Genomic DNA, 24,089 nt, shown 5'->3' with positions numbered 1-24,089 from the left:
CGCCTTGCCGCGCCCTTAGCCCGTCAGATCGGAAACTGCGTTGTCGACAGCACCTGCTTGAGCACCATGAACGAGCGGATCTGGCGGACCCCCGGCAGGTAAAGCAGCTGCTCCGCATGGAGGCGATTGAAGCTCTCGCTGTCCTTGGTGCGCAGCATCATGAAGTAGTCGAACTCGCCCGTCACCACATGACACTCCATGCATCCAGACACTTGCTGGGCGGCCTTCTCGAACGCCGAGAAGGATTCCGGCGTGGAGCGGTCCAGCACCACGCCGATCATCACCAGCATGCCCGCGTCCAGCGCGGCCGGGTTCAGCAGCGCCACGATGCCGCGAATCAGGCCGAGTTCCTTGAGCCGCTCCACGCGCCGCAGGCACGCCGGCGGGCTCAGGCTGACCTTGGCTGCCAGCGCCACATTCGAGATCGAAGCATCGCGCTGGAGTGAGCGCAGGATGGCCTTATCGGTGCGATCCAATGCCTCGGAAAGTGGCGCGGGATGCTCTGATTTGGTGCGCAATTTTGTTTCGTCCATGATGTTTTATAAAAAACAAACAGGTAAAAATAAGGCGTTCATATTTTTTATAGTGCATAAATAGATCGATATTTGCAACCACGTTTCGTGCGTTTTTTTCTAGGATTGAGTCCATCGCAGCATCAACGAAAGGTGACTCCACATGCCTGTGTTCTTTGCCAGTCTTGATGCCTGGATTCCCGCCCTCCACCCACGAAACCCACGAAACCCAGGAGTTGCCACCATGAATCTCAAACGCTTTCCCCGCCACCAACTGACGTTCGGCCCCACGCCCATCCAGCCGCTCAAACGCCTGAGCGCGCATCTCGGCGGCAAGGTCGACCTCTATGCCAAGCGCGAAGACTGCAACAGCGGCCTGGCGTTCGGCGGCAACAAGACGCGCAAGCTCGAGTACATCATTCCGGACGCGCTTGCCCAAGGCTGCGACACGCTCGTCTCCATCGGCGGCATCCAGTCGAACCAGACGCGCCAGGTGGCTGCCGTGGCGGCGCATCTCGGCCTGAAGTGCGTGCTGGTGCAGGAAGATTGGGTGAACTATTCAGACGCCGTCTATGACCGCGTTGGCAATATCCAGATGTCGCGCATCATGGGCGCCGACGTGCGCCTGGTCAGCGATGGCTTCGATATCGGGATCCGCAAGAGCTGGGAAGAGGCCATGGAGAGCGTGCGCCAGGCGGGCGGCAAGCCGTACCCGATCCCGGCGGGGTGTTCCGAGCACCCGCTGGGCGGCCTGGGGTTTGTGGGCTTCGCGGAAGAAGTGCGCGCGCAGGAAGCGGAACTCGGCTTCAAGTTCGACTACATCGTGGTCTGCTCGGTGACCGGCAGCACGCAGGCCGGCATGGTGGTCGGCTTCGCCGCCGATGGCCGGGCCAACCGCGTGATCGGCATCGACGCATCGGCCAAGCCGGAGCAGACCCGGGCGCAGATCCTGCGCATTGCGAGGAACACCGCGCACCTGGTGGACCTGGGCCGCGATATCACCGACGACGACGTGGTGCTCGACACGCGCTACGGCGGCCCGGAGTATGGCCTGCCTTCCGAGGAGACCCTCGAGGCCATCCGGATGAGCGCCAAGTTCGAGGGCATGATGACTGACCCCGTCTACGAAGGGAAATCGATGCAGGGCATGATCGACCTGGTCCGCCGTGGCGAATTCCCGGAAGGCTCCAAGGTGCTTTACGCCCACCTCGGCGGCGCTCCGGCGCTGAGCGCCTACAGCTTCCTGTTCAGGAACGGCTGATCCCGCCTGCGCGCCTGCCTGCGCGCACCTGGCTGTCCCTTGGTGCCCGTGGTTGAACGCCGGCATCAAGGGCAGCCTGTTTGACACAGCCCCACTTTGTTCCCCGTCGCTCAATTACTGGAGTCGCGAATGAACGTCGTTCCACGAAGCGTTTCGATGGCGGTGAAGGCGCTGTCGCTGCTGGGCGTAGCCCTATGCGCCGCGCCTGCGCAGGCCCAGGGCTATCCCGCCAGGCCGGTCGTGCTGGTGGTGCCGTTTCCGCCCGGCGGGGCGGTAGACATCATTGGACGCCTGGTCGGCAAGAAGCTGGGCGATCGTCTCGGCCAGCCCGTGGTCATCGAGAACCGCGCGGGTGCCGGTACCATCGTTGGCGCTGGCTACGTGGCAAAGGCCGCGCCCGACGGCTACACGCTGTTCATCAGCTCAGGCTCGACCTTCACGGTCAATCCCGCCATCAATGCGAATCTGCCATACGATCCGGTGAAAAGTTTCGAGCCGATCGGCCTGGTCGCGCGGGTGCCCTTGATCCTGCTGGCCAATCGCGATGTCCCGGTGGACAACCTCAAGCAGATGATGGCGGCGGTGAAGGCCGCGCCGGGGAAATACGCCTACGGCTCCTTCGGCAATGGCACCACCGGTCACTTCGCGGGCGAGATGATCCTGGCCGCCACCGGCATGCAGCTCCAGCACATTCCCTACAAGGGCAGCGCCCCGGCCATTGCTGACCTGATCGGCGGCCAGATTCCCTTCTCGGTCGACACCATTGCGGCGTCCCTCCCGCACATCAAGAGCGGCAGGATCAAGGTGATCGCGGTGGCAGGCGCCAGGCGCGCGACGCTGCTGCCGGAGGTTCCCACCGTCGCGGAATCCGGCTTCCCCGGCTTCGATGCGGATTCATGGGTGGCGATCGCGGCCCCGCGTGGCCTGCCGCCCGACGTCAAGTCACGGCTGGAGAAAGCCCTGGCGCAGGCCATGAAAGACCATGAGATCCAGGAAAAATTGGTGGCCAACGGCCTGGAGCCGTCCTATGCAACGCCGGAACAAGTCGGGACCATGATCGACAAGGACCTGCCGCGCATGCGGGCCATCGCCCAGAAGGCCAACATTCAGGCAAATTGAGCCGGGCGGTTGCCGGCGGGAGCCTATCAAGATGGCATCTCATGACCGATTCGGTTCCACCCTGGCGGTCGATCCGATCGTGCAGACGGATCCGCAGGAGCTTCAGGAGTGGTGCGACGCGCTCGACGGCGTGCTGTCGGCCTGGGGCCCGCAGCACGGCAAGGAGCGCGCATGCGCCATCCTGGATGCGCTGCTGGCGCATGCCAGGCAGCTCCGCTTGCAGTGGCGGCCAGAACAGGTGACGCCGTACCTGAACACCGTGCCGGTGGAAGCGCAACCGGCCTATCCCGGCGACCTGGCGATGGAGCAGCGCCTGTCGGCGATCCTGCGCTGGAACGCCCTCGCCATGGTGGTGCGCGCCAACCAGGCGCATGGCGAACTCGGCGGCCACATCGCGAGCTATGCCTCGGCGGCGGACCTGTTCGAGGTTGGCTACCAGCATTTCTTCCGCGGCCCCGGTGCCGCGCAAGGCGGGGATCTCGTCTTCTTCCAGCCGCATTCGGCGCCCGGCGTCTATGCGCGCGCCTTCCTGGAAGGCCGGCTGGATGAAGCATCGCTGTGCCACTACCGGCAAGAGATCGTTGCCGAAGGCAAGGGGATTCGTGGCTTGAGCTCCTACCCGCATCCATACCTGATGCCGGATTTCTGGCAATTCCCGACCGGGTCGATGGGCATCGGCCCGCTCAACGCCATCTACCAGGCGCGTTTCATGCGCTACCTGGAAAACAGAGGGTTGAAAGCAACCAGCGAGCGCCGCGTCTGGGGCTTCTTCGGCGATGGCGAGATGGACGAGCCGGAGTCGATTGCGGCACTGACGTTAGCCGCCCGGGAGAAACTGGACAACTGCACGTTCGTCATCAACTGCAATCTCCAGCGCCTGGACGGGCCGGTGCGCGGCAACGGGCGCATTGTCGATGAACTCGAGGCCCTGTTCGCGGGGGCGGGATGGCAGGTCGTCAAGTGCCTGTGGGGGTCGGAGTGGGACGCGCTGCTGGCACGCGACCACGATCACGCCATCAGCCGCGCGTTCGCGCAGACCGTGGACGGAGAATTCCAGACGCTCTCGGCCAACGATGGCGCGTTCAATCGCGAGAACTTCTTCAGCAAGACGCCGGCGCTGCGGGCGCTGGTCGAGCATCTGTCCAACGACGAGATCGACCGCCTGCGCCGGGGCGGGCACGACCCGGCGAAGATCCATGCGGCATTTGCCGAAGCCGCCAAGCGCAACGGGCGGCCCTGCGTGGTGCTGGCCAAGACCATGAAGGGCTACGGCATGGGCGCCATCGCGCAAGGCCGGATGACCACGCACCAGCAAAAAAAGCTCGGCCCGGACGACCTGCTCGCGTTCCGGGACCGGTTCCAGTTGCCGCTGTCCGACGAACAGGTGGCGCAGGCCGCGTTCTACCGGCCAGCGCAGGACAGCCCGGAGCTGCGCTACCTGCAGGCCAGGCGTGCCGCCCTCGGTGGCTATCTGCCTGCGCGCCATCCGGGCGCCGAGCCTTTGGCGGTGCCCGGGTTGGACAAGACCGCCGCGTTTGCCGTGCGCGCCGAGGGCAAGGCGATGAGCACCACCATGGCGCTCGTGCGGTACCTGGGCGCCTTGCTCAAGGATCCCGTGCTGGGCCCGCGCATCGTGCCGATCGTCGCCGACGAAGCGCGGACATTCGGCATGGCGAACCTGTTTCGCCAGGTCGGCATCTATGCGCCGTTCGGGCAGCTTTACCAGCCGGAGGATGCGGCTTCGATGCTGTCGTACCGGGAGGTCAAGGATGGGCAGATCCTGGAGGAGGGCATCACGGAGGCCGGCGCGCTGTCCTCGTGGACCGCGGCGGCCACCAGCTATTCCACGCACGGCGTCACGATGCTGCCGTTCTATATCTACTACAGCATGTTCGGCTTCCAGCGTGTGGGCGACCTGATCTGGGCCGCCGCCGACCAGCGCGCACGCGGGTTCCTGATCGGCGCCACCTCGGGACGCACCACGCTGGGCGGAGAGGGCCTGCAGCACCAGGATGGCACGAGCCATCTGGCGGCTTCGACCATTCCCAACTGCCGCGCCTACGATCCGGCCTTCGCCGGGGAACTGGCGGTCATCGTCGACCATGGCATGCGGCGCATGGTCAGCGAACAGGCCGACGAGTTCTACTACGTCACCGTCACCAATGAAGGCGTCGAGAATCCGAGCCTGCCGGCCGAAGCGCACGAAGGCGTGGTGCGGGGCATGTACCTGCTGCGGCGTGGCGGGGCGTTCGACCATCGCGTGCAGTTGTTCGGCAGCGGGGCAATCATGGGCGAAGTCCTGAAGGCAGCGCGCCTGCTCGAGCAGGTGCATGGCATTGCGGCCGATGTCTGGAGCGTGACCAGCTACATCGAGCTGGCGCGCGAAGGGGGGGAGCGCGAACGCTTATGGCGCCATGGCGACATTGCGGCAATCGATAGCTGGTTCGGGCGGCAGCTCGAGGCGGGCAGCGGCCCGATTGTCGCGGCCACCGACTATGTCCGCGCGCTGCCGGAGCTGGTGCGTGCCTTCGTCCCGCCGGGGCGGCGCTATGTGACGCTGGGCACCGATGGCTTCGGGCGAAGCGATTCGCGGGCGGCGCTGCGGCGCTATTTCGAGGTCGATGCCGCAGCCATCGTCCAGGCAAGCCTGGCCGCGATGGCAGAGATCGTAGCGAATGAGATGGCTTGCGAAAGAAAGCACCTGGCTGACGTGATTTCCCTGGCGTCGATATAGCCGGCGACGTCGCCGGATCGAGGCACTGGCCTCGTCAAGCCGCGGTCAGCTGGCGCAGCGCTTCCAGCAGCTTGACCGCGGGGCCGGGCAGGATACCCTGGCGCCGCCGGAAGGCCGTCAGCGTACGCTTGCCGACCCCGCCGGGAATGTCCAGGATATCGATCACCCCGGCCTTGCGCTCGGCCTCGACCATCGGCTCGGCCATCCAGCTCAAAAAGCCGGATTGCGCCACCAGGCTCTTCAGGGCGGTCACCGAGCGCGTCTCCACAACGATGTTCGGCAGCCCCAGCCCCTGCGCCGCAAACACCTGCCGCATGTGCTCGAACGGCCCGGTGCCCCGGGGCGGGATGGCCCATTGCTGGTCCAGCGTATCGGCCAGGGTCAATGCCGGCTTGCGCCGCAGCGGGTGGCCCGGCGCCGCCACCACGTAGCTGCTGTCCTCCCAGCGGCAGTCGGCAATGGCCTCGATCTCGTCCGTATCCGGCGCGCAGATGCTGAGCGCCAGGTCGATCTCATGCCGGACCAGGCTTTCCGCCAGCCGGTCCCACACGCCCTCGGTGATCTCCACGCGCAGGTTTGGCCACGCCTTGGTGACCCGGCCAACCGCCAGCGGCAGCACCAGGCTGGCGATGCTGCCCACCGCCCCCACCTTGATGGTGCCCTTGGCCAGGCCGCGCATGGCATCGATTTCCTCGCGCGCGTGCTCGGCCTCGCGTTGCAGCAGGGTGGCATGGGGGAGCAGGGCGCTGCCCACCGCGGTGAGCAGCATGCCCTTGGCGTGCCGCTCGAACAGCGGCGCGCCAAGCTCGTCCTCCAGCCGCTTGATGGTGCGGCTCAGGGCAGGCTGGGTCACGTGCAGCGCGTCCGCCGCCCGGCCCAGGCTGCCGCTGGCGACGATGGTGGTGAAGGCCTTGAGTTGACGCAGATCGAAAGTCATGCGCAAAAGTAATGCCTTTTGACCAAAAAGGCAATATTCAATCAAGGGTCGGGCTCGCATACTTTGCGCACCAAGCAAGCGCCGGCCTTGGGCCAGGCGTTCAACCGAATTCACCGACGGGAGAGATTTGCATGACCGGTAGCACGACAACCGTGGCGGACGCCGCGCGCAACGCAACCATCACCGTGCGCGACGCCGTGATCGACCTGCTGCGCCAGTTTGGCATCACCTCGGTGTTTGCCAATCCCGGCTCAACCGAGTTGCCGATGTTCCGGGATTTCCCCGCCGACTTCCGCTACGTGCTCGGGCTGCAGGAGGCGGTGGTGGTGGGCATGGCCGACGGTTATGCGCAGGCCAGCCGCAATGCGTCGCTGGTCAACCTGCATTCGGCGGCCGGCGTGGGCAACGCCATGGGCAATATCTTCACCGCGTTCAAGAACCGCACGCCGATGATCATCACGGCGGGCCAGCAGGCGCGCTCGATCCTGCCGTTCGATCCCTTCCTGTCGTCCACGCAGGCGACCGAGCTGGCCAAGCCGTACGTCAAGTGGAGCATCGAGCCCGCGCGCGCCGCGGATGTGCCGCTGGCCATCGCGCGGGCCTATTACGTGGCGATGCAGGAGCCGCGCGGCCCCGTGCTGGTCTCGATCCCGGTGGACGACTGGGACCAGCCAGCCGAACTGGTGGCCGCGCGCGCCGTCAGCACCGAGGTGCGGCCCGATCCGGTGGCGATCGGGCGCATTGGCGCCGCGCTGGATGCCTGCGAGCGGCCGGCCTTCGTCATCGGCGGCGCGGTCGATCGCGCCGGTGCGTGGGACGAGGTGGTGCGCCTGGCCGAGACGCACAATGCGCGCGTCTATGTGGCGCCCATGTCCGGGCGCTGCGGCTTCCCGGAAGACCATCGCCTGTTTGCCGGTTTCCTGCCCGCCATGCGTGAGAAGATCGTCGGCCTGTTGGGCGGGCACGACCTGATCCTGGTGCTGGGCGCGCCGGCCTTTACTTATCATGTGGAAGGCGCCGGCCCCCACGTGCCGGAGGGCGCCACGCTGTATCAGCTGATCGACGATCCCGCCATCGCGGCCTGGACGCCGGTCGGCGCATCGGTGGTGGGCAATATCCGGCTCGGCGTGCTCGACCTGCTGGAGCGGCCCGCGTCAAGGACGCGTGCGCTGCCCGCGCCGCGCCCGCCGCGCCCGCGTGCCGAACCGGCACCGCTGATGTCCACCGCCTACGTGCTCCAGACCCTGGCCGAGGTGCGCGACGCTGCCGACATCGTGGTGGAGGAAGCGCCCAGCGCGCGGCCCGTCATGCAGGGCTACCTGCCCTTCACGCGCAGTGGCACCTTCTACACGATGGACAGTGGCGGCCTGGGCTATGGCATGCCTGCCGCGGTTGGCGTGGCGCTGGCGCGGCCCGGCTCGCGGGTCATCGCGCTGATCGGCGACGGCTCCAGCATGTACTCGATCCAGGCCATCTGGAGCGCGGTCCAGCTCAAGCTGCCGATCACCTTCGTGATCCTCAACAATGCGCGCTACGCCGCGCTACAGGATTTCGCGCCGGAGTTCGGCTTCGCCGCGACCGATCCGGTACAGGGCACGGACCTGCCGGGGATCGATTTCGTGGCGCTGGCCAAAGGGATGGGCTGCGAAGGCGTGCGGGTGCGTGACGCTGCATTGCTGCGCGATGCGCTGGCGGATGGGCTACGCGCGCCGGTACCGTTTTTGGTAGAGGTCGAGGTTGCCTGACTCGCATTAGGTGATGCAAAGCTGAGGCATCGGCCGAGGCCGACAGGATGCGCCAGAACCGCTTGCGATGACGACGGCAGTTACTCCCTCTCCCCTCACGGGGAGAGGGTTGGGGAGAGGGGCGGTTCGGCTAGGAGCCACTTGAAGCCATTGGTTTTTTGCAGCACGAAGGCATAACAAGCGCTCGCCCTCTCCCCCGGCCCCTCTCCCGCAGGCGGGAGAGGGGAGCAAACCGGCGGCATTGGTCGACGCCGACGAGTGCGCCAACGCCGCTTGAAATGACGACGGCTGTTACTCCCTCTCCCCTCACGGGGAGAGGGTTGGGGAGAGGGGCGGTTCGGCTAGGAGCCACTTGAAGCGAAGCCATTGGTTTTTTGCAGCACGACGGCATAACAAACGCCCGCCCTCTCCCCCGGCCCCTCTCCCGCAGGCGGGAGAGGGGAGCAAACCGGCGGCATCGGTCGACGCCGACGAGTAACCCGGCGCGGAGCCAATTAACGTGAAGCAAACACAGGAGACAAGGATGCAGAAGATTTCGTTGCTGATCGACGGCCAACAACGCCAGGCAGGCAATGGCGCCACCTTCGAGCGCCGCAATCCGCTGGACGGCGAGGTAGCCACCGTTGCCCCGGCCGCCACGGTAGCCGATGCGCTGTCGGCGGTGGACGCCGCCGCCGCGGCCTTCGACGCCTGGGCCGCCATCGGCCCGAGCGAGCGCCGCGCGCTGCTGACCAAGGCCGCGCATGCGCTGGAAGCCAGGGCCGAAGCCTTTGCCGCCGCGATGGCCGCCGAGACCGGCGCGTCCGCCATGTGGGCCGGCTTCAACGTGCACCTGGCTGCGGCCGGCTTGCTCGAAGCGGCCTGCCTGACCACGCAGATCCATGGCGAGGTCATTCCGTCGGACGTGCCGGGCAGCCTGGCCATGGGCGTGCGCCAGCCGGCCGGCGTGGTGCTTGGCATGGCACCGTGGAACGCCCCGGTCATCCTGGCCGTGCGCGCCATCGCCTTGCCGCTGGCCTGCGGCAATACCGTGGTGCTCAAGGGCTCGGAAATCTGTCCCGCCACCCACGGCCTGATCATCGAAGCCCTGCAGGAGGCCGGCCTGCCCAAGGGCGTGGTGAACTTCGTCACCAATGCGCCGGCCGATGCGGGCGAACTCGTGCAAGCCATGATCGCCCATCCGGCGGTACGGCGCGTGAACTTCACCGGCTCCACCCGAGTGGGCAAGGTCATCGCTGCCAGCTGTGCCAGACACTTGAAGCCGGTGGTGCTTGAGCTGGGCGGCAAGGCCCCGTTGCTGGTGCTGGACGATGCCGATATCGATGCCGCCGTTGCCGGCGCCGCCTTTGGCGCGTTCGCCAACTCCGGCCAGATCTGCATGTCGACCGAGCGCATCATCGTCGACAACAAGATCGCCGACGCCTTTGTCGCGCAACTGGCCGCCAAGGCCAGCTCGCTACCGCTGGGCGACCCGCGCAAGGGCCCGGTGGTGCTGGGCTCCGTGGTGGACATGAGCACGGTCGAGCGCTGCAACGCGCTGATCGACGACGCCCTGGCCAAAGGCGCGAAGCTGCTGTGCGGCGGCAAGGCGGACAGCACCCTGATGCCGGCCACGCTGCTTGATCACGTCACGCCGCAGATGCGGATCTACGCGGAAGAGTCGTTCGGCCCGGTCAAGCCCATCGTGCGCGTCAGCGGCGAAGCCGAGGCCATCGCCTGCGCCAACGATAACGAGTACGGGCTTTCGTCGGCGGTGTTCAGCCGCGACGTGGCGCGGGCCATGAACGTGGCCAGGCGCATTCAATCCGGCATCTGCCATATCAATGGCCCGACGGTGCACGACGAGGCGCAGATGCCCTTCGGCGGCGTGAAGAGCAGCGGGTTTGGCCACTTTGGCGGGCAGGCCGGCATTGCCGAGTTCACCGACCTGCGCTGGGTCACCGTGCAGACGACGCCGCGCCGCTACCCGTTCTAGGCCGCAGGCGGCCGGGTTGCCGCCACGCCGGAGCACATCCATCCAACCAACGCCGGATCCTGGCGAGGCCTATGATCAAGATCGCAATTCTCGGGGCTGGGGCCATGGGCTCGCTGTTCGGCGGACGTCTTGCCGAAGCGGGCCATGCCGTTACCTTGCTCGATATTAACGACGCGCATCTCGACGCGATCCGCCGCCTTGGCCTGCGCCTGCAGACGGATGAGGCGGACCGGCGGGTCCACGGCATGCGGGCGGTGCGCCCGGAACAGGCGCACGCCATCCCCGATCTGCTTATCGTCTTCACCAAATCCATGCACACGCGCGCCGCGATGGCAGGCGTGCGCCACCTGCTCGGCCCGGGCACGAACGTGCTGACGCTGCAAAATGGCCTGGGTAGCGTCGAGGCGATCGGGGAGTTCGTTCCCGCGCAGCGGCTTCTCATCGGCGTCACCACATGGCCGGCCGACCTGGTTGGTCCCGGGCACGTGCATTCGCACGGCGAGGGCGGGACCCGGATGATGAGCGCCGATGGCGTGGACCGGCCCGCCGTGGCGGGGACGGTAGCGGCGCTGGAGCGCGCGGGGCTGCACTGCACTGCCGACGCGGATGTGTGGGCCGCCATCTGGGAGAAGGTGGCGTTCAACGCCGCGCTGAATCCCCTGTGCGCGGTCACCGGCAGCACCGTGGACCAGTTGGGCAGCATCCCGGATGGCCCGGCGCTCGCCTTCTCCGTGGTGGCCGAGGTGCTGGCCGTGGCCAGGCGTCATGGCGTGGCTGTCGATGCGGACAAGGTCGGCGCCAACGTGTTGCACGCCATCGGCCACCACATCGGCCACAAGCCTTCGATGCTGCAGGACATCCTTGCCGCCCGGCGCACCGAGATCGATGCGATCAACGGCGCCGTGGTGGCCGCGGCGCGGCGCCACGGGGTGCCGGTGCCCTGCACCGAGAGCCTGCTGCAACTCGTCCGGCTGATCGAGGCCCGGGCGGCAAGCGGCGGACAGGGCGCCAGTCCGCTCCGGCAGCACTGAGCCACGGCCCGCCATAGCCTCAATACGCAATACGCAATACGCGATACGCGATACGCAGTACGCAATACAAAAAAGCGCTGGCCCCGGCCAAAGCGCCCATCGACAGGAGACACGCATGCATACCCATCTGTTCCGCGCCATTGCCGCGGGCCGCAATTCAATCCGCCATGGAGCGTCATCATGAGCGCTAACCTGCAACAAGCCGGCGCGTCGGTCGATGTGGGCAGCGTGCTCGACGACGGCCCTTACACGACCATGCAGAAGATCGTCGTGATGCTGGCGGCGCTGTCCATCGTGATGGACGGCTTCGATGGCCAGTTGATCGGCTTCGCGATACCCGTGCTGATCAAGGAATGGGGCATCACCCGCAGCGCCTTCGCACCCGCGGTGGCGGCCGGGTTGGTGGGCATGGGCATCGGCAGCGCGTGCGCGGGCCTGTTAGCGGACCGCTTCGGCCGCAGGTGGGCCGTGATCGGCAGTGTCTTCCTGTTCGGCGCGGCTACCTGCGCCATCGGCTTCGCCCCGGACACGACGACAATCGCCGTGCTGCGCCTGATCGCCGGGCTTGGCATCGGCGGCGCGTTGCCAAGCTCCACCACCATGACGGCCGAGTTCACCCCGGCACGCAGCCGCACGCTGGCGGTGACGGCCACCATCGTCTGCGTGCCGCTTGGCGGCATGCTGGCCGGCCTGTTCGCCAGCGTGGTCCTGCCGGCCTATGGCTGGCGCGGCTTGTTCTTTATCGGCGGCGCCCTGCCGCTGGGCCTGGGCGTGCTGCTGATGCTGGTCCTGCCCGAGTCGCCGCGCTTCCTGGTGCGCCGCCCGAAGCGGTGGGGCGAACTGCGCCGGCTGCTCGGCCGCATGTCCAGGCCGCTGCCGGCGGACGCGGCCTTCACCGACCTGGCCGAGCGCGGGGCGGAGAGCCGCAAGGGCTTCGGCGCGCTGTTCGCGCCCGGGCAGGCGCGCGACACGCTGGCGATCTGGTGCGCATTCTTCATGTGCCTGCTGGCCGTCTACAGCGCCTTCAGCTGGCTGCCGACCATGCTGGCATCGGAGGGACTGAACGTGGCGGTCGCGGGCTCCGGCCTGACCGCCTACAACCTCGGCGGCGTCATCGGCGCGCTGTGCTGCGCGGTTGCCATCGCGCGCTTCGGCTCGCGCTGGCCGCTGGCGATCTGTTGCGCCGGCGGGGCGGCCAGCGCGCTGCTGCTGCAAGGCGTGGATGTCCGCCACAGTACGTGGTTGCTGATCTTTGGCCTGGGCGTGCATGGCATGTTCGTCAATGCGGTCCAGTCGACCATGTACGCGCTGTGTGCCTTCGTGTATCCCACAGCCGTGCGGGCCACCGGCACGGCGTCGGCGCTGGCCTTTGGCCGCCTCGGGGCAATTCTCAGCGCCTTCGCGGGCGCGGCGGTGATCACCGCGGGCGGCGCGTCGTCCTACCTCGGCATGCTAGGCGCGGCGATGGCCGCCGTGCTGGTGGCGCTGCTTGCGGTCAAGGGGCACATCCCGAAGCTGGCGCGTCCGCCGGCCAGGGGTGACGCGGTCCTCGCACGTTCCTGAGGCCCGGTCTCCATGCAACCCTCCCGGCATACGGCATGACAGCGCTCCTCAATCTCGAAGCCTACCGGCGCCTGGCGCAGCGCCGGCTGCCCCGCATCGTTTTCGACTACATAGAAGGCGGCGCGGATGACGAGTCCGGGATCCGGCGTAATCGCGAAGCGCTCGATGCCCTGTTGCTGGACCCGGCGCGCCTGACCGATGTGAGCGCGCGGGACCTGTCGGCCACCCTGGCGGGGGCGCGCAGCGCGGCGCCGCTGGTCGTCGCGCCGATGGGACTGAACGGCGCCTGCCGGCCCGATGGCGACGTGATGCTCGCGCGCGCCGCCGCCCGCGCCGGCATTCCGTTCACGCTGTCCACCGCGTCCAACGTGGCGCTGGCGGAGGTGGCGCGCCGTGCCGGCGGCAGGCTGTGGTTCCAGCTCTATGTGGTGCAGCGCGAGCACGCCCGCGCGCTGGTCAAGGGCGCGCTGTCTGCCGGCTATGAAGCCCTGGTGCTGACCACGGACGTGACCGTGAACGGGCGGCGCGAGCGCGACCTGCGCAACGGCTTTGCGGTGCCGTTGCGCCTGACGCCGCGCATCGTGGCGGATGCGGCGTTGCACCCCGCGTGGACGATCCGGCAATGCCGCCATGGCTTGCCGACGCTGCCTAACGTGGATGGCGGTGTGGATGGCGGTGCCGATGCCGGCGCCCAGGCTGCATTGCTACAGCGCCGCATGGACGCCAGCTTCTGCTGGGACGACCTCGCCGCGTTGCGCGACATGTGGCCGCGCAAGCTGTACGTCAAAGGCATCCTGAATGCCCGCGACGCCGCGCGCTGCGTGGCACTCGGCGCGGACGGCGTCATCGTGTCGAATCATGGCGGCCGGCAACTCGCGGATCTTGCGGCGCCGATCTCCGTATTGCCCGAGGTGGTGGCGGCCGTCGGCGGCGCGCAGACGCTGGTGGACAGCGGCTTTCGCAACGGCCGGGACGTCGTCAAGGCGCTGGCGCTAGGGGCACGGGCCGTCATGCTCGGCAGGCCCTTGCTCTACGGCCTTGCCGCGCGTGGCGAGACCGGCGTGGACGAGGTGCTGGCCATGTTCGTGGCCGACATCGACCGGACCCTGGCGCTGCTTGGTTGCCCGGACGTCGTCTCGCTTGGCCAGGGACGGTACATCCGGAATTCGCTATGATCCGGGATCGGAACCGTCTTTCGCGCGGCCGGCATCCCCAGGTGCGCCGAGGCAGATAGCCGCGCCAGGAGGCCAGGCGGCGCGCGCCTATGCCTATGACCCAGACAAGCAGCAAAACCCCCGTCACGTCAGCCCAACCCGAAGCGCAGGCGGCCGCCCTGGCGCATCGGGCGCAACGGATCGTCACCGATGCCGACGGCTGCCGCATGGTCTGGCGCCGCTTTGGCCAGGGGCAACCCGTGGTCCTGCTGCATGGCGGGCATGGCAGCTGGCTGCACTGGGTGCGCAATATCGAGGCGCTGGCCGCGCACCGCACGGTGTGGGCGCCGGACATGCCGGGGTTTGGCGAGTCGGACGATATTGCCAGCGATCTTGCGGTGATGACCGGCACGCTCGTCAAGAGCATCCGGCAGTTGCCCGGCTGCGCGCAGGCCGTCAGCCTCGTCGGCTTCTCCTTCGGCGGGCTGGTGGCCGCCAACGTGGCGGCGTCGCTCGGCACCGTGCCGCGGCTGGCGCTGATGGGCTCGGGCGGGCACGGCGGCATCCGCCGCCAGCAGCGCGCGCTGGTGGACTGGCGCCAGGCGCAGGACGCCGAGGCCCTGGCGGTGGCGATGCGTTACAACCTGGAGGCGTTCATGATTGCCGACCCGGCCAAGGTCGATGCCATGGCAATGTACGCGCATACCGAGTCATGCCGGCACACGCGCTTTCGCAGCAAGAACATCTCGCGCTCCGGCGACCTGCGCGATGCGCTGGACCGCTTCGGCGGCGAGGTGCTGCTGGCCTGGGGCGAGCACGATGTCACGGCGGATCCTGTCCCGGCCATCGCGGCGATGACCCAGGATCGCCCGCGCCGCGAAGGCCGCGTCATTGCCAACGCGGGCCACTGGGTCCAGTACGAGGCCCACGAGCCAGTCAACGCGCTGCTGGACGGCTGGCTGCCGAAATAGCCGGCGCGGCCACCGCCGAATACGTCTTCTGGTAATGCACCGTGAACGTGCCCAGCGCGGCAAGCGCTGCCTGCGGGTCGTGGCTCGGCTTGACGGCGAAGGCATCAAAGCCGCAACGCGCCATGTAGTGCACCGTGTCGATCATCACGTCGCCCACCGCGCGCAGCTCGCCGCCCCAGCCATATTGCGTGCGCAGCAACTGCGCCAGCGAATAGCCGCGCCCGTCCGTATAGACCGGGAAGTCGATCGCCAGGTGCGCGATACCGGTGGCATCGATGGTGGCCGCGTTCGCTTCGAGCAAGTCTTCAGGGTCCGCATCCGGGCCGAGGTACACGGCCACCGGGTGGCGGCGCAGGCGTAGCGTGTCGCGGGCTGCCCGCCATGTGCCAAGGGTGACCAGCCAGCCGTCTTCGTCTGGCGGCATGGCGTGCGTTGCCGATGCCGATGCCGATGCCGAAACAGGCGCGCTCTCGTCCGGCACGAAGGCGCGCCAGATGTCTGCTTCGAGCTGGCCGTTGCGGATCACATTTTTCAGGGGCTGCGTGGATTTGTGATCAGGCACGGGCTTCCTCCGCTTGCTGCCGCCGCGCGACGATCCTCGGGTCTTGGTAGACCGCCTGCTTGAAGGGCTCCGGGCCAACCCGCTCGACCACGTCGATAAACCGCTCCGCCTCGCTGTCGCGCAGGGACAGGTAGGTATCGATCAGCAGCGCCACCACGTCCGGGACTTCATCGCGCGCGAACGACGGGCCGATGATGCGGCCGATGGCGGCGCCGCCGCCCTTGTGCTGGTCCAGCAGGGCGTGGCCGGCCGCGCCGTTCTGGCGGCCCCCGATGGTCACCTGGTACCACTCCTCGCCGGCCTTGTCCACGCCGAGGATGCCGATATGGCCCACGTGGTGGTGCCCGCAAGAGTTGATGCATCCGGAGATGTTCAGGTCCAGCTCGCCGATCTCGAACAGGTAGTCCAGGTCGTCAAAGCGGCGCTGGATGGCCTCGGCCAGTGGGATCGACACCGCGTTGGCCAGCGAGCAGAAATCCCCGCCCGGGCAGGCAATGATATTGGTGAGCAGGCCGATGTTCGCCGTCGCCAGGTTCAACGCGTCCAACTCCTGCCAGAGCGCGAACAGCGCGCCGCGGCGCACGTCGGCAAGGATCAGGTTCTGCTCGTGCGAGACGCGCAGCTCGCCAAAGCCGTAGCGCTGCGCCAGGTCCGCCACCGCATCCATCTGGTCGGCGGTGATGTCGCCCGGCGGCGTGCCGGTGGCTTTCAGCGAGACGGTCACGGCGGCGTAGCCGGGCACGCGATGCGCATGCACATTGCTGCGCAGCCAGCGGGCAAAGCGTGGGTGCGCGGCCGCCAGGGCAGGGCTGGGCCCGTCCTCGTGCGCCGCGGCGGGGTCATAGGCCGGCGTGGTGAAGCGGCTCGCCACGCCGGCCACGAAGTCCGCGCTGACCGTGTCCGGGCCGCCGCGGATCCGCTGCCATTGCTCGTCCACCTGTTGCGCGAACACGCCCGGCGTCAGGTCCTTGACCAGGATCTTGATGCGCGCCTTGTACTTGTTGTCGCGTCGGCCGTGCAGGTTGTAGACCCGCAGCGTGGCCTGCAGGTAGGTGAGCAGATCCGACCAATGCACGAAGGCATTGATCAGCTTGCCCACCATCGGCGTGCGGCCCATGCCGCCGCCCACCCACACCCGGAAGCCAAGCTCGCCGTCGCGCTCCACGGCCTGCAGGCCGATGTCGTGCACGCCCACCGCCGCGCGGTCCGTGGTGGCGCCGCTCACCGCGATCTTGAACTTGCGCGGCAGGAAGGCAAACTCCGGGTGCAGCATCGACCACTGGCGGATGATCTCGCACCACACCAGCGGGTTCACGATCTCATCCGGCGCCAGCCCGGCGAAATGGTCGGTGGTGGTGTTGCGGATGCAATTGCCGCTGGTCTGGATCGCATGCATCTGCACCGTCGCCAGCTCCGCCAGGATGGCGGGCGCATCTTCCAGGCGCGGCCAGTTGAACTGCATGTTCTGCCGCGTGCTGAAGTGCCCGTAGCCGCGGTCCCAGCGGCGCGCTATCTCGGCCAGCTTGCGCAGTTGCCGCGACACCAGCATGCCGTAGGGGATCGCCACGCGCAGCATGGGCGCATGCCGCTGGATATAGAGGCCGTTCTGCAGCCGCAGCACGCGGAACTCGTCCTCGGTGAGCTGGCCGCTGAGAAACCGTTCGGTCTGGCCGCTGAACTGCGCAACGCGCTGGTCGACCAGTTGCTGGTCGACGGTGTCATACACATACATGGAGCACTTCCAGGTGTGCCGTGCGGGGAAGGGGAGTTCGCCCCGCCGGCGAGGGGCTTGTGGGTAGCCATCAGGCTAGCGTCCCTTGCCCGCGCCGAACAGGAGCAGATGGTGCCTGTTCGGGCCGGAGCAGATGCCATGCCGGGCGTGAGGCCTTACGCTGGGAACCCGCGCGAAATGGAGTGCCGCGACGGCGCTCTTGTTATGCAAAGTTGAATGATATACGATGCGCATATCACATATCATCCTCAGGTTCATCATGAGTCGCATCCTGGTTGACGTCACGGAGGAGCAGCTTCAAGAGCTGACAGCCATCGTCGAGGCAGAAAAGCGCCCTCGGGCGGTAGTCATTCGCGAAGCGATTCAAGCGTATATAGCGCAGCGTAAGCCTGGCCTTGCCTCTGACACCTTCGGGCTCTGGAAGAACCGCAAGGTGGATGGCCTTGCGTACCAGGAAAGGCTGCGGGAGGAGTGGTGAACGCGCTCTTCGACACCAATATCCTGATCGACCACCTGAACGGAATCGAAGAGGCGATGATCGAGATGCGCCGCTACGAGTCAAGGGCGATCAGTGTCATCACCTGGATGGAGGTGCTGGTCGGCGCTACGGCCGATGAGGAACAGACATTGCGCGCGTGGCTCAATTCGTTCCGTGTGATCGCAGTCGATGATGCCGTATCCTCTCGCGCGGTCCAGATTCGAAAAGCAGCACGGATCAAGCAGCCAGACGCGATTATCTGGGCTTGCGCCCAAGCGCACTCGATGTTGCTGGTCACACGCAACACCAAAGACTTTTCAACGAACGAGCCAGGCGTGCGGATACCCTATCAACTCACATAAAAAACGCGAGCGCTCCTTCGCCGCGCCGCGCAAGTCATCGTCTACTCCCCCCATCCAGCCGCTCCACGGCCTGCACGGCTGCCGAGCGGGCGGCCGGCGACAGAGTGAGCATGATGTGGCCGGTACCGGGCACCAGCGTTACCGGGATATCCGGGCGGCCCGCCTCGGCGAACACCTGTGCATACCTGTCGGCGACAAACACTTCGTCGTCCTGCCCGGCCAGTACCGCCGCCGGCTTGTGAATCTCGCGGATATTGCGCTGGTAGTCCTCATAGGGCTGGAAGTTGGTCGCCAGCGCATAGGAATAGGACGGCGTCAGCTCGGCGCGCGGTGCCTCGTTGACGGCAAAGGCCAGTATGGGCAAGTGGTTGAAGGCGGTGATGCCGATCCGGTTCAGCAGCGTGAGCGCGATCACGCGCGGCACGCCGACCGAGACCCAGCCGCCTGCGTCCGGGCGCGCAGTGGGCGCCCGACGGTTCGTATAGGGCGCCATGAACAGGTAGTTGTCGAACAGGGACTGCCGGGCGCCGCCGGCCACGCGCAGCGCAAATCCGCCGCCTGAAGAAAAGCCCACCAGCGTCTTCGGGCCGGCGGGCTGAACGGCGCGCACAAAGTCTTCCAGGTCGTCATCGTGCTGCCCGACATAGGCAATGTCGCCGCGCGGGCCTGAGGCTCCATGGCCGCGCATGTCCAGCGCGTAGGCGGTGAAGCCCGCCTGCGCGAAGCTTTGCGCGAGCGGATGCATGCTTTGGCTGTTGGCCGAGGAGCCATGCACCAGGATCACGCTGCCTCGGCCGGGCAGGCCGCCGGCGGGCGGATAGCGGCGGTAGGTGAGCTGCGTGCCGTCGCGTGCCGCGTAGCGGGCGGGGGCCGCGAGCGCGGAGAAGTCCACGTCCTTGAACGGATCGCTGATGGTCACCATCGGCTTTGGCCGGGTCGGGCCGCCCATGGCCAGCGCGGCGGCAAGGGCCAGGAGCACCACGCAGACGATGGCGGAGACGGCGAGCGTGGCGGATCGAAGTTTCACGGTAGTGGCTTTTTCGCTTTGCACAATGGGTGGGGTCGCAGCGGGGAGCGCGCTTTTCGGAAGCATCGGAAAGTGCGCTAGTCCAGTCCGGAAACTAGCACGATTCCGACCCCGAGTGACGTCCGTTAAGGAATGCGGGAATGCGCGAATTCTTCCGCTGGCGTCAAGAGTGTTTTCCCATTCCGGTATTTCTTTCCTCTCAGTGGAAGGCTAACGTGCGTTGACGCGTCCGCTGCCTGTGGCCCTTTGCTGCCCAGGGCCACAAGCGCCGGACAAGACACACGACAAGCGGGCACCGCCCGATCCTTGCGGAGGAAGACAAAGCCATGCCAACGTCATTCACATACGTGGCGCAGCCCATGCGCGTGCTGTTTGGGGCGGGGACCCTGGGCCAGGTGGGGCAGGAACTGGAGCGGCTCGGGGCCAAGCGGGCGCTGGTGCTGTGCACGCCCAACCAGGCCGAAGACGCAACGCGGCTGTCCGACGCGCTCGGGCCGTTGTCCGCCGGCATTTATCCCGGCGCGGTGATGCACGTGCCGGTGGAGTCCGCCCGCGCTGCGATTGCGCACGCGCAGGAGGTGGGCGCGGACTGCATGATCGCCCTTGGCGGCGGCTCGACCACCGGGCTTGGCAAAGCCATTGCGCTGACCTCGGGCCTGCCGATCCTGGCGATTCCCACTACCTATGCCGGCTCGGAGATGACGCCGATCTACGGCCTCACCGACGCCGGCCTGAAGAAAACCGGCCGCGACCCGCGCGTGCTGCCGCGCACCGTGATCTACGATCCCGCGTTGACTGTGGGCCTGCCGGTGGCCTTGAGCGTGACCAGCGGCCTGAACGCCATCGCCCACGCTGCCGAGGGGCTGTACGCCGAAGATGCCAATCCGGTGACGTCGCTGATGGCGGAGGAGGGCATCCGGGCGCTGGCCAGCGGCATTCCCCGCGTGTTCGCTGCGCCGTCCGACCTGGATGCCCGCGCCGACTGCCTCTACGGCGCATGGCTGTGCGGCTCGGTGCTGGGCAGCGTCGGCATGGCGCTGCATCACAAGCTGTGCCATACGCTTGGCGGCAGCTTCAACCTGCCCCATGCCGAGACGCATACGGTGGTGCTGCCGCATGCCATGGCCTATAACGCCTTGGCCGCGCCGGATGCCATGGCGCGGATCCGCCGGGCCATGGGCAGCGAAGGCGTCTCCGCCGCCGCGGCGCTTTACGACCTGGCCGCCCGCCACGGCGCGGCCACCGCGCTGCGCGACATCGGCATGAAGGCCGAGGACCTGGACCGCGCCGCGGATATCGCCCTGGCCAACCCCTACTGGAATCCGCGCCCGATCGAGCGCGCGCCGATCCGCGAGTTGCTGCAGGCGGCGTTCGAAGGCGTGCGCCCGGACTGAGCCGCCCAGAACCACCCCGAGCCACCCCGAACACACAACATACTGGAGACGAGCAATGCAGATCGGCTTTATCGGAATCGGCAAGATGGGCTTGCCCATGGGACGTCACCTGGCCGCGGCCGGGCATTCGGTGGAAGGCTTCGACTTGTCGCCCGCCGTGCTGGAAGCCGCGCGCCAGGCCGGGCTGAAGACGACCGGATCGCTCGCGCAGGCAACCGCCGGCAAGGACGTTGTGTTCAGCTCGCTGCCGCACGACGCGGCCTTCGAGGCCGTAGGCGCGCAAGTGGCCGAGCTGGCCGCGCCGGGCACGCTGTATATCGACACCAGCACGGTGTCGCCGCAAGCGTCCGCTCGTGTGGCTGCCGCGCTGGCGCAGCGCAACATCCAGTACCTGCGCGTGACGGTATCCGGCAACAACAAGATGGCGGAGGCGGCGCAACTCACCGCACTGGTGTCCGGCCCGGCGGCAGCCTATGCCGTGGCTAAGCCGCTGCTGACCGCGCTTGGCCCGAGCCAGTTCTACCTGGGCGAAGCGGAGGAAGCGCGCCTGATGAAGCTGGTGGTGAACCTGATGATCGGCCTGACCTCCGGCATGCTGGCCGAAGCGCTGGCGCTGGGCGCCAAGGGCGGCCTCAAATGGCAGGACATGTGGTCCGTGATCACCGCCAGCGCGGTGGCCGCGCCCATCGTCAAGGCCAAGTCGGCGCAACTGGTCGAGAACGACTACACGCCCACCTTCACCGTGGACCAGATGCTCAAGGATGTGGGCCTGATCCTGGATGCGGGCGCCGACCTGCGCGTGCCGCTGTCGCTTACGGCGCTGCTTGGGCAGATGCTGCAGGGCGCCGCCGCGCAGGGCATGGCCGGGGACGACTACGCCGCGGTGATCAAGTCCGCGCGGCTCGCCGCCGGGCTGTCTTCGGTCAACGGCTAGCCGGGACGCGTACTGAGCGTACGGGCATCGTCACGATGTCCACTTGCGCTCGTAGTCCATGCGCTCGAAGTGCGCCACCAGGTAGTCGATGAACAGGCGCACCTTGGCGGCCAGGTAGCGCCGGCTCTGGAAGGCGATGTTGATGGTGAGCCGGGGCAGGTCCCAGTCGTCCAGCAACGGGATCAGCCGGCCCGCCACGATGTCGTCGTAGACGATGTACTTGGGCTGCACCAGGATGCCCAGGCCTTCCAGCGCGGCGGCGCGGATCACCTGGCCGTCGTTGGACTCCAGCTTGCTGCGCACGGTTATCGTCTTTTCTTCGCCGTTGCGGGTGAAGGCCAGCTCGTGCGGCCGGTTGGCGTACGAGTAGATCAGCATGTGGTGGCGCAGCAGGTCGTCGACCTCGCGCGGGGTGCCCATGCGGTCCAGGTAGCGCGGCGAGGCGGCCAGGATGCGGCGCGTCTCGGCCAGCCGGCGCACGGTCAGGCCGGAATCCGGCTCGAACTCGCGTGTGCGGATGGCCAGGTCGATGCCGCTGTCCATGATGTCGTAGTAGCGGTTGGCTGCGAGAATATTGACGTCCACCTTGGGGTAGAGGCTAGTGAAATCCGGCAGCAGCGGCGCGAGGTGCTTCATGGAAAACGACAGCGACGCGGTGACCGTCAGCGTGCCGCCGGGCTCCAGCACATTGGCGTTGACCGCGGCTTCTGCCTCCTTCATTTCCGTCAGCACGCCCTTGCAGCGCCGGAAAAACTCATGCCCCACATCGGTCAGGTAAAGACGGCGCGTGTTGCGCTCGATCAGCCGCGCCGATAGCCGCTGCTCCAGCGAGGTGAGGTAGCGGCTTGCCGCCGCGTTGGAAATGTCCAGGCTCTCGGCGGCCTTGCTGATGCTGCCCAGCTCCGCGATCTGGACGAAGAGTTCGAATTCGGTCCAACGGTCCATGCCTTGTCTCCGCGTGTGCTCCTTGGTCCTCCGCGCGAGCCGTTTTGATTTTCTCGCCTGGTGGAAAGAAGATTTCCTTATCCGTCGTTTTTTTCCATTTGCCGGGAGTATAGAGTTTGTTCCAGCGCCTGTCAGGCACAACAGGGCACCCACAAAACCCAGAGCGGCGCGCTGTCCACAGGCAGCGCCGCCAGGCAACGGAGACACACCCATGATCCTGGTACGCGGGGCCACCCTGGTCACCATGGAACCCGCCCTCGGCGAGTTCACCGGCGACTTGTTGATCGATGGCGAACGCATTGCCGCCATCGCGCCGCATATCGACCTGAAGGACGTGGAAGACGCGCACGGCGCCGAACTGATCGACGCCCGCGGCTTCATCGTCGCCCCCGGTTTTGTCAACGCGCATATGCACACGTGGCAGACCGCGCTGCGCGGCGTTGCCTCGGGCTGGACGCTGACCGAGTATTTCCGCCAGATGCACGCCGGGCTGGCCACGCGCTTCACGCCCGACGACATTGGCATTGCCACGCTCGTCGGTGCCTGGAACCAGCTCGACTGCGGCACCACCACGCTGGTGGACTGGTGCCACAACAACCCCACGCCGGCGCACAGCGATGCCGCGCTGGACGCGCTGGAGCAATCCGGCATCCGCGCCGCGTTCCTGCACGGCTCGCCCAAGCCCGATCCCAAGCCCGGCGCGCTGCCGTTCTGGGAAATGCCGCACCCGCGCGGCGAAGTGGAACGCCTGTCCAAACGGCTGCAGGGCTCGTCCTTGCTAAGCCTCGGCCTGGCCATCCTCGGCCCGCATTACTCCACGCTGGACGTGGCGCTGCACGATTTTGCGCTGGCGCGCGAGTTTGGCCTGCTGGCCAGCATGCACCAGGGCGGCGGCAGCGCGCGCACGCCGCACGGTTGGGACCGGCTGGAGCAGGCCGGGCTGCTCGGTCCCCATATCAACATCGTGCACGGCAACAACCTGACGGATGCGCAGCTTGCGCGCTTTGTCGGGCTGGGCATGAGTTTCTCCGTCACGCCCGAGAACGAGCTGACGCAGGGCCATGGTTTCCCGATCACCGGCCGGCTCATGCGCCTGGGCGCCGCGCCGTCGCTCGGCGTGGACCTGGAGTCAGGTTTGTCCGGCGAGATGTTTGTCGCCGCGCGCATGGCGCTGGGCATCCAGCGCGCGCTGGACCATGCCGGCTACCGCCAGCAGCACGGCGAGATCGCCCCCGCGCATGCGGTGAGCTGCCGCGATGCCCTGGACTGGATCACGCTGGCCGGCGCGCGGATGCTCGGCATGCAGGACCGCATCGGTTCGCTGGCCGTGGGCAAGCAGGCCGACCTGGTGATGATCGACTCCCGCAAGCTCAATATGATGCCGCTGCACGACCCGGTGAGCGCCATCGTGATGCAGGCCAGCCTGGCCAATATCGACAGCGTGTTCGTGGCAGGCAAGGCACGCAAGCGCCACGGCCGGCTGCTGGTGGACGGGCTGCCGGGCAAGCTCGAGGCGCTGCGCGAGTCGGGCGAACGGCTGGCGGCAGGGCGGTGAGCGGCAAGTGATGTCCTGGGGGCAAAGCAGGACGGCGGCTCCAGGGACAGCCCGGCCGTTTGCCAATTGTTTGCTCCCCTCTCCCGCTTGCGGGAGAG

At 67.3% G+C, this 24,089-nt stretch carries 20 protein-coding genes; 14 read left to right on the top strand and 6 right to left on the bottom strand.

All coding sequences use genetic code 11. The features are described 5' to 3' along the window. Positions 1–23: 23 nt before the first annotated feature. Positions 24–533 (bottom strand): Lrp/AsnC family transcriptional regulator, encoded by a 510-nt coding sequence (locus ACGLHR_RS22590; protein ID WP_400096450.1) that lies wholly within the window; start codon positions 531–533, stop codon positions 24–26. A gap of 223 nt (positions 534–756) precedes the next feature. Between ACGLHR_RS22590 and ACGLHR_RS22585 the strand changes: the two genes are divergently transcribed. From ACGLHR_RS22585 to mdeB, 3 genes are all read left to right on the top strand, one after another. After that, complete coding sequence (locus ACGLHR_RS22585; RefSeq protein ID WP_400096449.1) at positions 757–1,773, top strand: 1-aminocyclopropane-1-carboxylate deaminase; 1,017 nt, start codon at positions 757–759, stop codon at positions 1,771–1,773. Positions 1,774–1,929: 156 nt separating this feature from the next. After that, positions 1,930–2,892: a Bug family tripartite tricarboxylate transporter substrate binding protein gene (locus ACGLHR_RS22580; protein WP_400096456.1), complete on the top strand. Its 963-nt coding sequence runs from the start codon at positions 1,930–1,932 to the stop codon at positions 2,890–2,892. 31 nt (positions 2,893–2,923) lie between these two features. Beyond that, positions 2,924–5,626: an alpha-ketoglutarate dehydrogenase gene (gene mdeB, locus ACGLHR_RS22575; RefSeq protein ID WP_400096448.1), complete on the top strand. Its 2,703-nt coding sequence runs from the start codon at positions 2,924–2,926 to the stop codon at positions 5,624–5,626. Positions 5,627–5,660: 34 nt separating this feature from the next. Here mdeB and ACGLHR_RS22570 read toward each other — a convergent pair whose 3' ends face one another. After that, positions 5,661–6,563, bottom strand: a complete 903-nt coding sequence (locus ACGLHR_RS22570; protein ID WP_400096447.1) for a LysR family transcriptional regulator — start codon at positions 6,561–6,563, stop codon at positions 5,661–5,663. Between the two features lie 131 nt (positions 6,564–6,694). On the opposite strand from ACGLHR_RS22570, the gene mdlC reads away from it, so the two are divergent. The 6 genes from mdlC to ACGLHR_RS22540 all read left to right on the top strand — a co-directional run bounded on the left by mdlC (position 6,695) and on the right by ACGLHR_RS22540 (position 15,002). Next, a complete protein-coding gene (gene mdlC, locus ACGLHR_RS22565) occupies positions 6,695–8,308 on the top strand; it encodes a benzoylformate decarboxylase (RefSeq protein WP_400096446.1) in 1,614 nt (537 codons plus the stop codon). A 523-nt stretch (positions 8,309–8,831) separates the two neighbouring features. Continuing rightward, a complete protein-coding gene (locus ACGLHR_RS22560; RefSeq protein ID WP_400096445.1) occupies positions 8,832–10,283 on the top strand; it encodes an aldehyde dehydrogenase in 1,452 nt (483 codons plus the stop codon). Between the two features lie 74 nt (positions 10,284–10,357). Continuing rightward, positions 10,358–11,314 (top strand): ketopantoate reductase family protein, encoded by a 957-nt coding sequence (locus ACGLHR_RS22555; protein WP_400096455.1) that lies wholly within the window; start codon positions 10,358–10,360, stop codon positions 11,312–11,314. A gap of 180 nt (positions 11,315–11,494) precedes the next feature. Then, positions 11,495–12,877: an MFS transporter gene (locus tag ACGLHR_RS22550; RefSeq protein WP_400096444.1), complete on the top strand. Its 1,383-nt coding sequence runs from the start codon at positions 11,495–11,497 to the stop codon at positions 12,875–12,877. Positions 12,878–12,912: 35 nt separating this feature from the next. Continuing rightward, positions 12,913–14,052 (top strand): alpha-hydroxy-acid oxidizing protein, encoded by a 1,140-nt coding sequence (locus ACGLHR_RS22545; RefSeq protein ID WP_400096443.1) that lies wholly within the window; start codon positions 12,913–12,915, stop codon positions 14,050–14,052. Positions 14,053–14,147: 95 nt separating this feature from the next. Continuing rightward, positions 14,148–15,002, top strand: a complete 855-nt coding sequence (locus ACGLHR_RS22540) for an alpha/beta fold hydrolase (protein ID WP_400096442.1) — start codon at positions 14,148–14,150, stop codon at positions 15,000–15,002. On the opposite strand, the gene ACGLHR_RS22535 is transcribed toward ACGLHR_RS22540, so the two are convergent. Together ACGLHR_RS22535 and ACGLHR_RS22530 are read right to left on the bottom strand one after the other, a co-directional pair. Beyond that, positions 14,968–15,564, bottom strand: coding sequence for a DUF934 domain-containing protein (locus ACGLHR_RS22535; RefSeq protein WP_400096441.1), 597 nt, complete (start codon positions 15,562–15,564; stop codon positions 14,968–14,970). The two genes, ACGLHR_RS22540 and ACGLHR_RS22535, sit on opposite strands and share 35 nt — an antisense overlap. Further along, positions 15,557–17,296 (bottom strand): nitrite/sulfite reductase, encoded by a 1,740-nt coding sequence (locus ACGLHR_RS22530; RefSeq protein WP_400096440.1) that lies wholly within the window; start codon positions 17,294–17,296, stop codon positions 15,557–15,559. The genes ACGLHR_RS22535 and ACGLHR_RS22530 overlap by 8 nt, the downstream gene beginning before the upstream one ends. Before the next feature lie 259 nt (positions 17,297–17,555). Here ACGLHR_RS22530 and ACGLHR_RS22525 point away from each other — a divergent pair, with 259 nt between their 5' ends. Both ACGLHR_RS22525 and ACGLHR_RS22520 read left to right on the top strand, forming a co-directional pair. Next, positions 17,556–17,774 (top strand): ribbon-helix-helix protein, CopG family, encoded by a 219-nt coding sequence (locus tag ACGLHR_RS22525; protein ID WP_400096439.1) that lies wholly within the window; start codon positions 17,556–17,558, stop codon positions 17,772–17,774. Continuing rightward, the gene (locus ACGLHR_RS22520) at positions 17,768–18,136 is read left to right on the top strand and encodes a type II toxin-antitoxin system VapC family toxin (RefSeq protein WP_400096438.1); all 369 of its coding nucleotides are present in this window, start codon (positions 17,768–17,770) and stop codon (positions 18,134–18,136) included. The genes ACGLHR_RS22525 and ACGLHR_RS22520 overlap by 7 nt, the downstream gene beginning before the upstream one ends. A gap of 34 nt (positions 18,137–18,170) precedes the next feature. On the opposite strand, the gene ACGLHR_RS22515 is transcribed toward ACGLHR_RS22520, so the two are convergent. Continuing rightward, positions 18,171–19,163 carry an alpha/beta hydrolase gene (locus ACGLHR_RS22515; RefSeq protein WP_400096437.1) on the bottom strand — a complete coding sequence of 331 codons (993 nt, stop codon included), beginning with the start codon at positions 19,161–19,163 and terminating at the stop codon, positions 18,171–18,173. A 326-nt stretch (positions 19,164–19,489) separates the two neighbouring features. Here ACGLHR_RS22515 and ACGLHR_RS22510 point away from each other — a divergent pair, with 326 nt between their 5' ends. Further along, positions 19,490–20,557, top strand: coding sequence for a maleylacetate reductase (locus ACGLHR_RS22510; protein WP_400096436.1), 1,068 nt, complete (start codon positions 19,490–19,492; stop codon positions 20,555–20,557). Positions 20,558–20,612: 55 nt separating this feature from the next. Beyond that, a complete protein-coding gene (locus tag ACGLHR_RS22505; RefSeq protein ID WP_400096435.1) occupies positions 20,613–21,491 on the top strand; it encodes an NAD(P)-dependent oxidoreductase in 879 nt (292 codons plus the stop codon). Positions 21,492–21,521: 30 nt separating this feature from the next. On the opposite strand, the gene ACGLHR_RS22500 is transcribed toward ACGLHR_RS22505, so the two are convergent. Further along, positions 21,522–22,436 carry a LysR family transcriptional regulator gene (locus tag ACGLHR_RS22500; protein WP_318235256.1) on the bottom strand — a complete coding sequence of 305 codons (915 nt, stop codon included), beginning with the start codon at positions 22,434–22,436 and terminating at the stop codon, positions 21,522–21,524. 211 nt (positions 22,437–22,647) lie between these two features. On the opposite strand from ACGLHR_RS22500, the gene ACGLHR_RS22495 reads away from it, so the two are divergent. Then, positions 22,648–23,991: an amidohydrolase family protein gene (locus tag ACGLHR_RS22495; protein WP_400096434.1), complete on the top strand. Its 1,344-nt coding sequence runs from the start codon at positions 22,648–22,650 to the stop codon at positions 23,989–23,991. Positions 23,992–24,089 lie beyond the last annotated feature (98 nt).

The organism is Cupriavidus sp. CuC1 (assembly GCF_044627735.1).
In the GTDB taxonomy this organism is placed as follows: domain Bacteria; phylum Pseudomonadota; class Gammaproteobacteria; order Burkholderiales; family Burkholderiaceae; genus Cupriavidus; species Cupriavidus ulmosensis.
The sequence above is the reverse complement of the archived record's forward strand: the minus strand, read 5'-3'. Positions and strand labels throughout refer to the sequence as shown.

What these genes read in the sequence shown, in the direction of transcription:
- ACGLHR_RS22585 (WP_400096449.1), top strand. Translation starts at nt 757, where the DNA reads ATGAATCTCAAACGCTTTCCCCGCCACCAACTGACGTTCGGCCCCACG.
- ACGLHR_RS22590 (WP_400096450.1), bottom strand. Translation starts at nt 533, where the DNA reads ATGGACGAAACAAAATTGCGCACCAAATCAGAGCATCCCGCGCCACTT.
- ACGLHR_RS22560 (WP_400096445.1), top strand. Translation starts at nt 8,832, where the DNA reads ATGCAGAAGATTTCGTTGCTGATCGACGGCCAACAACGCCAGGCAGGC.
- ACGLHR_RS22570 (WP_400096447.1), bottom strand. Translation starts at nt 6,563, where the DNA reads ATGACTTTCGATCTGCGTCAACTCAAGGCCTTCACCACCATCGTCGCC.
- ACGLHR_RS22580 (WP_400096456.1), top strand. Translation starts at nt 1,930, where the DNA reads ATGGCGGTGAAGGCGCTGTCGCTGCTGGGCGTAGCCCTATGCGCCGCG.
- ACGLHR_RS22550 (WP_400096444.1), top strand. Translation starts at nt 11,495, where the DNA reads ATGAGCGCTAACCTGCAACAAGCCGGCGCGTCGGTCGATGTGGGCAGC.
- ACGLHR_RS22510 (WP_400096436.1), top strand. Translation starts at nt 19,490, where the DNA reads ATGCCAACGTCATTCACATACGTGGCGCAGCCCATGCGCGTGCTGTTT.
- mdlC (WP_400096446.1), top strand. Translation starts at nt 6,695, where the DNA reads ATGACCGGTAGCACGACAACCGTGGCGGACGCCGCGCGCAACGCAACC.
- ACGLHR_RS22500 (WP_318235256.1), bottom strand. Translation starts at nt 22,436, where the DNA reads ATGGACCGTTGGACCGAATTCGAACTCTTCGTCCAGATCGCGGAGCTG.
- ACGLHR_RS22505 (WP_400096435.1), top strand. Translation starts at nt 20,613, where the DNA reads ATGCAGATCGGCTTTATCGGAATCGGCAAGATGGGCTTGCCCATGGGA.
- ACGLHR_RS22530 (WP_400096440.1), bottom strand. Translation starts at nt 17,296, where the DNA reads ATGTATGTGTATGACACCGTCGACCAGCAACTGGTCGACCAGCGCGTT.
- mdeB (WP_400096448.1), top strand. Translation starts at nt 2,924, where the DNA reads ATGGCATCTCATGACCGATTCGGTTCCACCCTGGCGGTCGATCCGATC.
- ACGLHR_RS22525 (WP_400096439.1), top strand. Translation starts at nt 17,556, where the DNA reads ATGAGTCGCATCCTGGTTGACGTCACGGAGGAGCAGCTTCAAGAGCTG.
- ACGLHR_RS22495 (WP_400096434.1), top strand. Translation starts at nt 22,648, where the DNA reads ATGATCCTGGTACGCGGGGCCACCCTGGTCACCATGGAACCCGCCCTC.
- ACGLHR_RS22545 (WP_400096443.1), top strand. Translation starts at nt 12,913, where the DNA reads ATGACAGCGCTCCTCAATCTCGAAGCCTACCGGCGCCTGGCGCAGCGC.
- ACGLHR_RS22540 (WP_400096442.1), top strand. Translation starts at nt 14,148, where the DNA reads ATGACCCAGACAAGCAGCAAAACCCCCGTCACGTCAGCCCAACCCGAA.